This window comes from Pseudomonas sp. Sample_16 (assembly GCF_004307665.1).
Taxonomy (GTDB): domain Bacteria; phylum Pseudomonadota; class Gammaproteobacteria; order Pseudomonadales; family Pseudomonadaceae; genus Aquipseudomonas.
In genome coordinates, this window is record NZ_RCOB01000113.1 from 25,979 (window position 1) to 36,561 (window position 10,583).

Consider the following 10,583-nt stretch of genomic DNA (forward strand, 5'->3'; position numbering starts at 1 on the left):
GGTCAGATTATTTCGACCGGGGCAGTGTAACGGAAGCTCAGGCCGATTGGCGCGATTGCAGGCTGCGACCGGCCAGCAGTGATAACACGCCATCAATCACCCGAGGGTCGGCCAGCACTCGCTGATGACCGCCCTCCGGCAAGCGCAGCAAGCGACTGTCGAACCAGGCTTCGTGGATCAGCTGCGACTCCCTGACCGAGACAAAGTCGTCGTCTTCGGCGTGAACGATCAGGCCAGGCATGTCGAGTTGATAGTGGGCGACATCCAGCATCGCAGCGCGCATCCCGACATCTTTCTCGACTTGGCGAATAAACGCCGAACGGGCTTTGGGCGGCAGGCCCACATACCGGGCAAATCCGCGCAACACGCCAAGAATGCGAGCCGGAGCGCCAATGGTGACCAGCGTTTCGGTGCGCAAGCCCAGTTGCACCGCAAGCATGGCACTGGCGCCGCCCATTGAATGCCCGATGACGGCCTGCAACGGCGGCAGCTCGGCGGCCGCTTCCAGCATGGCGCGGGCGAACAACACGACGTTTGCTTCACTGCCGGGTGAGCGACCGTGGGCCGGACCATCCAGGGCGACCACCGAGTAACCGGCGTCGACCAGCGCAGTAATCAAACTGGCGAACTGTGTCGGCCGCCCTTCCCAGCCGTGCATCAGCAATACCGCCGGGCCTTGCCCCCAACGCAACGCCGACAGGCCAAACCGCAAGGTAATCCGCTCGGACCTCGCCAGCAGCGGAAGCTCCCAATCACGGGGCGGCAAATCCCTTGGCGTCATGAACGCCAGTCGCATCTTGCTTGCCACCAGTTTCGGTGCAAACCAACCCAAGGTGCCATTCACGCCACGAACCCACTTCAACGTGCTCATCGCATTCTCCCCAGGCCGCAGCCTTCAGGTCACAGCACCGCTGATTTGGCGGCGCGAAGTAAACGATCGGACAACTCTCCCGGCCCCAGCGCCCGCGCCAGAGCCAGACCTCCCACCATCAACGCCATATCAGCCAAGGCCTTGTCGGTGTCTTCCGGGCTGGCCGCCAACTGCGCGACCATCATTTCCACGTGTTCATTCAGGGCGATTCGAAATGCTTCCGGCAGTCGCCCCAGCTCACCGACGGACGCCGGGATCGGGCACGCCGATTCCGACGAGTCCCGGTGTTTGCGCGACAGATAAAACGCCGCCACCAACGCGCGACGCTCTTCACCGGTCAATTCGGCATCCATATCGGCAATCAGGCCTCGGCGATGACCGAGCAACTGCTTGAACGCCTCCAGCATCATTGCGTCCTTGCTTTCGAAGTGCGCATAGAAGCCGCCAACCGTCAGACCGGCCGCCCCCATCACTTCACCCACGCTCGGTTCGGCCGGGCCACGCTGAATCAGCGCTGCACTGGCGGCCTTGAGAATGCGTTCGCGGGTTTGAGCTTTTTTATCGTTCATCGTTGCCTCCGAATATTACGATTAGAATATTATTCTCATAATAATATTCTGCAAGTGGTGGATGTGACCGCTGGTCTGAAGAACAGTTTGAAAGAATTGGGGAGATTTGGCCAAACGCCAGACAAACAAAAGGGCCATTCAATAATTGAATGACCCTTATAAAATCCCGCAGAGCGGGTAATCGTGGCGTCCCCTAGGGGACTCGAACCCCTGTTACCGCCGTGAAAGGGCGGTGTCCTAGGCCACTAGACGAAGGGGACACAAACCCTTCTATACAACTGATCAGTGCTGAGAGCTGATCGATTCAAGGCCGGTGTGGCCAGACCTTGAACTGTAAAATTGGTGGAGCTAGACGGGATCGAACCGTCGACCTCTTGCATGCCATGCAAGCGCTCTCCCAGCTGAGCTATAGCCCCGGATTTTTCGCCTCGCGGCGGAGCGACATCTTGCAACATCGCTTCTGTAAAACTGGCGTCCCCTAGGGGACTCGAACCCCTGTTACCGCCGTGAAAGGGCGGTGTCCTAGGCCACTAGACGAAGGGGACACAAACCCTTCTATACAACTGATCAGTGCTGAGAGCTGATCGATTCAAGGCCGGTGTGGCCAGACCTTGAACTGTAAAATTGGTGGAGCTAGACGGGATCGAACCGTCGACCTCTTGCATGCCATGCAAGCGCTCTCCCAGCTGAGCTATAGCCCCTCATCGTTGATGTCATCGCTGAGGACGGGGCGAATCTTAAGGGCGTATCGGAAGCCTGTCAAACTTATTTTTCAAAAAATTTAAAATTTTTTGCCGACATAACAACCACTTACCGCCCTCCCCCCGAAAATCCGGGGGAAGCGCCGAAGATCGGGATCAAAAGATCGCGGCCTTCGGCAGCCCCTGCAGAGTCAAACGCAATCAGGCAATAGCGCCCAAGAGCTTTTCCCACTCCTTGTTTTCTTTCTTCGACACGCCACCGAGCAGGTCAATGGCCTGGCGCAGACGGAAACGGGTCAGGTCAGGTCCGAGGATTTCCATCGCATCGAGCACCGATACCGAACTGGCCTGACCGGTAATCGCAGCGAACATCAGCGGCATGGCGTCACGCAGCTTCAGCTCCAGGGACTCGACCACGGCCTGAATGGTCGCGGTGATGTTGTCCTTCTCCCACTGACGCAGGCTTTCGAGCTTCCAGAGGATCAACTGCATCAACTGCCGAACCTGATCACCCGACAGCTTTTTCGATTCAAACAGTTTGGCATCCGGGTTGACACCACCGGCAAAGAAGAACCCCGCCAGCGGTGCGACCTGACTGAAGGTTTCAACCCGGCCCTGCACGTGCGGGGCAATCTTCATCATGTATTCGGAGTTGAATGCCCACTTCTGCACGCGCGCGGCGAACTCTTCCACCGGCAGGTCACGCAGCCATTGGCCGTTTAGCCACGACAATTTTTCGATGTCGAAAATCGGCCCGCCCAGGGAAACGCGCTTCAGATCGAAATTGTCGACCATCTCCTGCAACGAGAACTTTTCACGCTCGTCAGGCATCGACCAGCCCATGCGCCCCAGGTAGTTGAGCATTGCCTCAGGCATGAAGCCCATGCGCTCGTAGAAAGTCACCGAGGTCGGGTTCTTGCGCTTGGACAGCTTGCTCTTGTCCGGGTTACGCAGCAGCGGCATGTAGCATAGCTCCGGTTGTTCCCAGCCGAAGTATTCGTAAAGCAGGATCAGCTTCGGAGCCGACGGCAGCCACTCTTCGCCGCGCAGTACGTGGGTGATGCCCATCAGGTGATCGTCGACCACGTTGGCCAGGAAGTACGTCGGCAAGCCGTCGGTCTTCATCAGGACCTGCATGTCCATGCGGTCCCACGGGATTTCAACGTCGCCACGCAGCATGTCCGGCACCACGCAGACGCCTTCGCTCGGCACCTTCATGCGGATCACATGCGGCTCGCCGGCAGCGAGGCGGCGCGCCACTTCTTCTTTGGACAGCAACAGTGCACGGCCGTCGTAACGCGGGGTTTCGCCACGCGCCATCTGCTCGGCGCGCATCTGGTCCAGCTCTTCGGCGGTGCAGAAGCACGGGAAGGCATGGCCCATGTCGACCAGTTGCTGGCAATACTTCTGATAAATATCACCGCGCTCGCTTTGCCGGTATGGACCGTGCGGGCCGCCGACGTCCGGGCCTTCGCTCCAGTCGATCCCCAGCCAGCGCAGGGCGTCGAAAATCTGCTGTTCGGACTCGCGGGTCGAGCGCAACTGGTCGGTGTCTTCGATCCGCAGGATGAACTCACCGCCATGCTGCTTGGCAAAGCAGTAATTGAACAATGCGATGTAAGCGGTACCTACATGGGGGTCCCCGGTAGGCGATGGCGCGATGCGCGTGCGGACGGTGGTCATGGCAAGTCTCGAAAAGAAGATCAAACAAAGGGCGAATGGTAACAGGCGACACCCGTCCCGCTCCAGCGAACAGGGCATTTAAGCCAAGGTTGCGACTACAACGCCCGTACGGTGCGGTGAATGGCCGAATATCAGCCAACGCCATTTACCGTTTATCGGCTGTATGCCAGATTCACCTGCTGATAACTTTTCTTACATATTCTCGACTACAGTTTGCCCATGCCTGCCCAACTCAAGCGTCGCCTTTCCATTTTCCTGCTGATCGTCCTGCTGATTGCCGGGGGTTTCTTTGCCCAGTGGTTCTTCAAGGGACGGTTTTATGAAAGCACTGACAACGCCTATGTGCAGGGCGAAATCACCCGTGTGTCGAGCCAATTGGGCGCGCGCATCGATCAAGTGCTGGTGCAGGACAACCAGCACGTCGAGAAAGGCCAACTACTGATCCGCCTCGAAGGCGATGACTTCCGCCTCGCTGTCGACCGCGCCAACGCGGCCCTCGCCACCCGGCAAGCCGAACGCCTGCAAGCCCAGAGCAAGCTGACCCAGCAAGCCAGCCTGATCGCCGCCAGCGATGCGCAAGTCGCCTCCAGCCAAGCCAGCCTCGGCCGCTCGCAGATTGACCTGAACCGCGCCGAAACCTTGCGCAAACCGGGTTATGTCTCGGAAGAGCGCGTGACCACCCTCTCCGCCGACAACCACATTGCCCGCTCGCAACTGGCCAAGGCCCAAGCGGACGCCCAGGGTCAGCGCCAGCAGATCAACGCGCTGAACGCCGAAATCAAACGCCTCGACGCACAGATCGCCAACGCCAGGACCGACCTGGCCCAGGCCGAACTGAACCTGACCCGCAGCGAAATTCACGCGCCCATCAGCGGCCTGATCGGCCAGCGTGCCGCGCGCAATGGCCAATATGTGCAGGCCGGCGCTTACCTGCTGTCGATCGTGCCGGATGAAGACATCTGGATTCAGGCCAATTTCAAGGAAACCCAGATTGGCCACATGCAGCCCGGGCAGAAAGCCGAACTGATCTTCGATGCCTACGGTGACACGCCGATCGAAGCGCGGGTCGACAGCCTGTTCGCGGCCTCGGGCGCACAGTTCAGCCTGTTGCCACCGGACAATGCCACGGGCAACTTCACCAAAGTCGTACAGCGGATCCCGGTCAAGCTGACGTTCGCCGTCGACAATCCGCTGCGCGGCAAGATTCGCCCGGGCATGTCGGTCACCGCCAAGGTGAACATCAAGGACACCCCGGAACACGTCAGCGCCAGCTTGAGCAGCAAAGACGCCGCTGACGATGGCCGGTGATCAACTGATCCGCCCGGTCGGAGAACCGTCGCGGCGGGACTGGATTGCGGTGATGAGCGTGATGCTCGGCGCGTTCATGGCGGTGCTGGACATCCAGATCACCAACTCGTCGCTCAAGGACATTCAGGGTGCACTGTCGGCCACCCTGGAAGAAGGCTCGTGGATTTCCACCTCGTACCTGGTGGCGGAAATCATCATGATCCCGCTCACCGCCTGGCTCGTGCAGTTGCTTTCGGCGCGGCGTCTGGCGGTGTGGGTGTCCCTCGGTTTCCTGGTCGCTTCCCTGCTGTGCTCCATGGCGTGGAGCCTGGAAAGCATGATTGTCTTCCGCGCCCTGCAGGGATTCACCGGTGGCGCGCTGATTCCGCTGGCCTTCACTCTCACACTGATCAAACTCCCGGAGCATCACCGCGCCAAAGGCATGGCCATGTTCGCCATGACCGCCACCTTCGCGCCCTCCATCGGCCCGACGCTTGGCGGTTGGCTGACAGAGAATTGGGGTTGGGAATACATCTTCTATATCAACATTCCGCCCGGACTGATCATGATTGCCGGCCTGATGTACGGCCTGGAAAAGAAAGAAGCGCATTGGGAACTGCTGAAAAGCACCGACTACGCCGGCATTGTCACACTGGGTGTGGGACTGGGCTGTCTGCAGGTGTTTCTGGAAGAAGGCCATCGCAAGGACTGGCTTGAGTCGGATCTGATCGTGACGCTGGGCAGCATCGCCCTGATCAGTCTGATCACCTTTGTGATCGTGCAGTTTTCCAAACCCAATCCGCTGATCAACCTCGGTATCCTCGGCAATCGCAATTTCGGCTTATCGAGCATTTCCAGTATCGGGATGGGGGTTGGCCTGTATGGCTCGATCTACCTGTTGCCGCTGTACCTGGCGCAGATCCAGAACTACAACGCGCTGCAGATCGGTGAAGTGATCATGTGGATGGGTGTGCCGCAACTGTTTCTGATTCCGCTGGTGCCCAAGCTGATGAAATACGTCTCGCCGAAATGGCTGTGCACGCTGGGTTTCGGTTTGTTCGGACTGGCGAGCTTCTCTTCAGGCGTATTGAATCCGGATTTCGCCGGGCCGCAGTTCAATCAGATCCAGATCATCCGCGCCCTGGGCCAGCCATTGATCATGGTCACCATTTCGCTGATCGCCACTGCCTACATTCTTCCGCAGGACGCCGGGTCCGCGTCGAGCCTGTTCAACATCCTGCGCAATCTCGGCGGGGCCATTGGCATCGCCCTCCTCGCCACGCTGCTGGATGCCCGGACCAAGACCTATTTTGATTACTTGCGCGAGGCGATAGTGCCGACCAACCCGCAAGTGGCGGAGCGGTTGGCGTCACTGACAGACCGGTTTGGAAGCGAGGCTGCGGCGCTGGGCAAGCTCAGTGAGATCGCCCATCAGCAGGCGTCGATCATGGCGTACAACGATGCGTTTCACTTTGTCGGGATTGCGCTGGGAATCAGCATGCTGGCGGTGTTGCTGACCCGGAAACTACCCGAGGGGTTGAAGGCTGGCGAGGCGCATTGAAACTGCGTCGAGGCCTTCGCGGGCAAGCCTTGCTCCAAGTTTGGCGGCGCCTACAGGACGACACAAACCTGTAGGAGCAAGGCTTGCCCGCGAAGGGGCCCGCACAGACACCACGAAGAAACTCAAACGGTGATCAAGCGCTCGCGCAACTTGCCAATCTCATCGCGCATCTGCGCCGCGGCTTCGAATTCCAGGTCACGCGCCAATGCGTACATCTTCTCTTCCAGCGCCTTGATACGCTTGGCGATCTCGCCCGGTGTGCGCAATTCCGCCTCGTAGCGGGCGCTCTCTTCGGCTGCCTTGGCCATGCCCTTGCGCTTTTTGCTGCGCGAACCTGGCACGGTGGCGCCTTCCATGATGTCAGCGACGTCCTTGAACACGCCTTTGGGCGTGATGCCATGCGCCAGGTTGAAGGCGATCTGCTTGTCGCGACGACGTTCGGTTTCCCCGATCGCCCGCTCCATGGACCCGGTAATCCGGTCGGCATACAAAATCGCCCGACCGTTGAGGTTACGCGCTGCCCGACCGATGGTCTGGATCAGCGAGCGCTCGGAACGCAGGAAACCTTCCTTGTCGGCGTCGAGAATCGCCACCAGCGACACCTCAGGCATGTCCAGACCTTCGCGCAGCAGGTTGATCCCCACCAGCACGTCAAAAGTGCCCAGGCGCAGATCACGGATGATTTCGACCCGCTCTACGGTGTCGATGTCCGAGTGCAGATAGCGCACGCGCACGCCGTGATCGGCCAGGTAGTCGGTCAAGTCTTCGGCCATGCGCTTGGTCAGCGTGGTGACCAGCACGCGCTCTTCCAGGGCAACGCGCTTGGTGATTTCCGAGAGCAGGTCATCGACCTGAGTCAGGGCCGGGCGGATTTCGATTTGCGGGTCCACCAGCCCGGTCGGCCGCACCACCATGTCGATGACGCGCCCGGCGTGCTCGGCTTCATAATTGCCCGGGGTCGCCGAGACGAAGATCGTTTGCGGGCTGATGGCCTCCCATTCATCGAAACGCATCGGCCGGTTATCCAGCGCCGATGGCAGGCGAAAACCGTATTCCACCAGTGTTTCTTTACGCGAGCGGTCACCCTTATACATCGCGCCAACTTGCGGCACGCTGACGTGGGATTCGTCGATCACCAGCAAGGCGTCGGCCGGCAAGTAATCGTAGAGGGTCGGCGGCGGCGCACCGGCTTCACGGCCGGACAGATAGCGCGAGTAGTTTTCGATGCCATTGCAGTAGCCCAGTTCGAGGATCATCTCCAGGTCGAATCGGGTGCGTTGCTCCAGGCGCTGGGCTTCCACCAGTTTGTTGTTGGAGCGCAGGTATTCCAGGCGCTCCTTCAACTCGACCTTGATGCCTTCGACCGCGCCCATCAAGGTTTCCCTTGGCGTCACGTAGTGGCTTTTCGGATAGAAGGTGAAGCGCGGCAGTTTGCGGATCACTTCGCCGGTCAGCGGATCGAACGCCGACAGGCTTTCGACCTCGTCGTCGAACAGCTCGATGCGGATCGCTTCGAAATCCGATTCCGCCGGGTGGATATCGATCACGTCGCCACGCACGCGGAAGGTCGCACGGGCGAAATCCATGTCATTGCGGGTGTATTGCAAGTCAGCGAGGCGTCGCAGCAATTCGCGCTGGTCTAGCCGGTCGCCGCGATCCACGTGCAACACCATTTTCAGATAGGTTTCCGGGCTACCCAGACCGTAGATGCACGACACCGTGGTGACGATGATCGCGTCCTTGCGCTCCAGCAACGCCTTGGTCGCGGACAGACGCATCTGTTCGATGTGGTCGTTGATCGAGGCGTCTTTCTCGATGAAGGTGTCCGACGATGGTACGTAAGCCTCGGGCTGGTAGTAGTCGTAATAGGAAACGAAGTACTCCACGGCATTGTTCGGGAAGAACGCCTTGAACTCGCCGTACAACTGCGCCGCCAGGGTCTTGTTCGGCGCCAGCACCAGCGTCGGACGCTGCACCTGCGCGATTACGTTGGCGATACTGAAGGTCTTGCCCGAACCAGTCACACCGAGCAATGTCTGGTGCGCCAACCCGGCTTCGATGCCCTCGACCATCAGGCGAATGGCTTCAGGCTGATCGCCGGCAGGTTCGAAACGGGTGACTAGCTGGAATTCAGACATGTAAAACCTCTGGGATCACGCTTGCCGGCAAAACCGGCACGAACGAGAAAGACCGCAAACGACCGATGTCGCCCGAGGAAAAAACTGGATTGCGCTCAATGTGGAGCCGATTGCCGTCGCTTTCAAGGCAAACGTCCTACATCGCGTAATGCTTTGGACGACACCAATCGACTAACGGTCGAAAAATAATCGGAAAAACTTAACGTAAAAGCCGTTTCGTCTGTCGCCATCGATCGCAGATGGCCTCTATACTAGCTCCCCGTTTGTGCACCGCTCTAGTGCATTCGGCTGGAGCGCGACACGTCCCTCCATTCTCCATTCAGAGCCGCCGCAAAAATGAGCCTGTTCTCCGCTGTCGAAATGGCACCACGCGATCCAATCCTGGGCCTCAACGAAGCATTCAACGCCGATACCCGTACCAACAAGGTCAACCTGGGAGTCGGTGTTTATTGCAACGAGGAGGGGAAAATTCCACTCCTGCGCGCCGTTGTCGAAGCCGAAACCATTCGCGTCGCTCAACACGCTTCCCGGGGCTACTTGCCCATCGACGGCATCGCGGCCTACGACCAGGCTGTGCAAAAACTGCTGTTCGGCAATGATTCGCCGCTGATCGCTGCCGGTCGCGTCATCACCACTCAGGCTGTGGGTGGTACCGGTGCACTGAAAATCGGTGCCGACTTCCTCAAGCAACTGCTGCCGAACGCCGTCGTGGCAATCAGCGACCCGAGCTGGGAAAACCACCGCGCGCTGTTCGAAACCGCCGGTTTCCCGGTGCAGAATTACCGTTACTACGACGCCGCGACCCACGACGTGAACCGTGTGGGCCTGCTGGAAGACCTGAACGCCCTGCCAAACGGCTCGATCGTTGTGCTGCACGCCTGCTGCCACAACCCGACCGGTGTGGACCTGAGCCCGGCGGACTGGAAAAACGTCCTGGAAGTGGTCAAGGCCAAAGGCCACGTGCCTTTCCTCGATATGGCCTACCAAGGTTTTGGCGATGGCATCGACGAAGACGCCGCAGCCGTGCGCCTGTTTGCCGAATCGGGCCTGACCTTCTTCGTCTCCAGCTCGTTCTCCAAATCGTTCTCACTGTACGGCGAGCGCGTGGGTGCCCTGTCGATCGTCAGCGAATCGAAAGAAGAAAGCGCGCGCGTGCTGTCGCAAGTCAAGCGCGTGATCCGTACCAACTACTCCAACCCGCCGACCCATGGTGCGAGCATCGTTGCAGCCGTGTTGAACAGCCCGGAACTGCGCGCCCAGTGGGAAGCCGAACTGGCCGAAATGCGCCTGCGCATTCGCGGCATGCGCACCCAGATGGTCGAGACCCTGGCGAAAAACGCACCACAGCGCGATTTCAGCTTCGTCGGTCGTCAGCGCGGCATGTTCTCCTACTCCGGCCTGAGCGTTGAGCAGGTTCACCGTCTGCGCAACGAGTTCGGCATCTACGCCCTGGACACCGGTCGTATCTGCGTAGCTGCGTTGAACCAGAGCAACATCAAGGCTGTAACGGATGCGATTGTTCAGGTGATCTGAATCGCGCCGTGACACGAAAACGGGAAGCCTTTGGGCTTCCCGTTTTTTTGTTTGTGGCAGATAAATCTCAAAGCGGTGGCTGCGACCTCTAAACTCCACCCAAGTAAATTGTAGGAGCGAGCCTGCTCGCGATGGGTATCAACGATAACGCTGGCAACCTGACACCCAGCGGGGTCCTCAGGTTCATCGCGAGCAGGCTCGCTCCTTGTATGTTGACCCTGAGTCCAAAGAGAGAGGTTA

The 10,583-nt window shown here is 59.3% G+C and carries 8 protein-coding genes and 4 tRNA genes; 3 read left to right on the forward strand and 9 right to left on the reverse strand.

Translation table 11 applies throughout. The features are described from left to right. Positions 1 to 37: 37 nt before the first annotated feature. From D8U69_RS16370 to gltX, 7 genes are all read right to left on the reverse strand, one after another. Positions 38 to 871 (reverse strand): alpha/beta hydrolase, encoded by an 834-nt coding sequence (locus tag D8U69_RS16370; protein WP_056853719.1) that lies wholly within the window; start codon positions 869 to 871, stop codon positions 38 to 40. A 29-nt stretch (positions 872 to 900) separates the two neighbouring features. After that, the gene (locus tag D8U69_RS16375; protein ID WP_056853720.1) at positions 901 to 1,440 is read right to left on the reverse strand and encodes a TetR/AcrR family transcriptional regulator; all 540 of its coding nucleotides are present in this window, start codon (positions 1,438 to 1,440) and stop codon (positions 901 to 903) included. 184 nt (positions 1,441 to 1,624) lie between these two features. Beyond that, positions 1,625 to 1,700, reverse strand: a tRNA-Glu gene (locus D8U69_RS16380). Positions 1,701 to 1,780: 80 nt separating this feature from the next. Then, positions 1,781 to 1,856, reverse strand: a tRNA-Ala gene (locus D8U69_RS16385). Between the two features lie 53 nt (positions 1,857 to 1,909). Next, positions 1,910 to 1,985 (reverse strand) — tRNA-Glu (locus tag D8U69_RS16390). Positions 1,986 to 2,065: 80 nt separating this feature from the next. Further along, positions 2,066 to 2,141: transfer RNA gene (locus tag D8U69_RS16395), tRNA-Ala, on the reverse strand. 201 nt (positions 2,142 to 2,342) lie between these two features. Then, complete coding sequence (gltX, locus tag D8U69_RS16400) at positions 2,343 to 3,824, reverse strand: glutamate--tRNA ligase (protein ID WP_056853721.1); 1,482 nt, start codon at positions 3,822 to 3,824, stop codon at positions 2,343 to 2,345. A gap of 219 nt (positions 3,825 to 4,043) precedes the next feature. On the opposite strand from gltX, the gene D8U69_RS16405 reads away from it, so the two are divergent. Together D8U69_RS16405 and D8U69_RS16410 are read left to right on the forward strand one after the other, a co-directional pair. Beyond that, complete coding sequence (locus D8U69_RS16405) at positions 4,044 to 5,132, forward strand: HlyD family secretion protein (protein WP_130907727.1); 1,089 nt, start codon at positions 4,044 to 4,046, stop codon at positions 5,130 to 5,132. Between the two features lie 49 nt (positions 5,133 to 5,181). After that, entirely contained in the window at positions 5,182 to 6,672 is a 1,491-nt protein-coding gene (locus tag D8U69_RS16410; RefSeq protein WP_177336562.1) for an MDR family MFS transporter, read from the forward strand. Positions 6,673 to 6,794: 122 nt separating this feature from the next. Here D8U69_RS16410 and uvrB read toward each other — a convergent pair whose 3' ends face one another. Beyond that, positions 6,795 to 8,810, reverse strand: coding sequence for an excinuclease ABC subunit UvrB (gene uvrB, locus D8U69_RS16415; protein WP_130907729.1), 2,016 nt, complete (start codon positions 8,808 to 8,810; stop codon positions 6,795 to 6,797). Between the two features lie 336 nt (positions 8,811 to 9,146). Between uvrB and D8U69_RS16420 the strand changes: the two genes are divergently transcribed. After that, complete coding sequence (locus D8U69_RS16420) at positions 9,147 to 10,343, forward strand: amino acid aminotransferase (protein ID WP_056853725.1); 1,197 nt, start codon at positions 9,147 to 9,149, stop codon at positions 10,341 to 10,343. On the opposite strand, the gene D8U69_RS29600 is transcribed toward D8U69_RS16420, so the two are convergent. Beyond that, positions 10,331 to 10,583, reverse strand: a 253-nt coding sequence (locus D8U69_RS29600; protein ID WP_206663067.1) for a hypothetical protein, incomplete at its 5' end; no start/stop codon positions are given. The genes D8U69_RS16420 and D8U69_RS29600 overlap by 13 nt on opposite strands.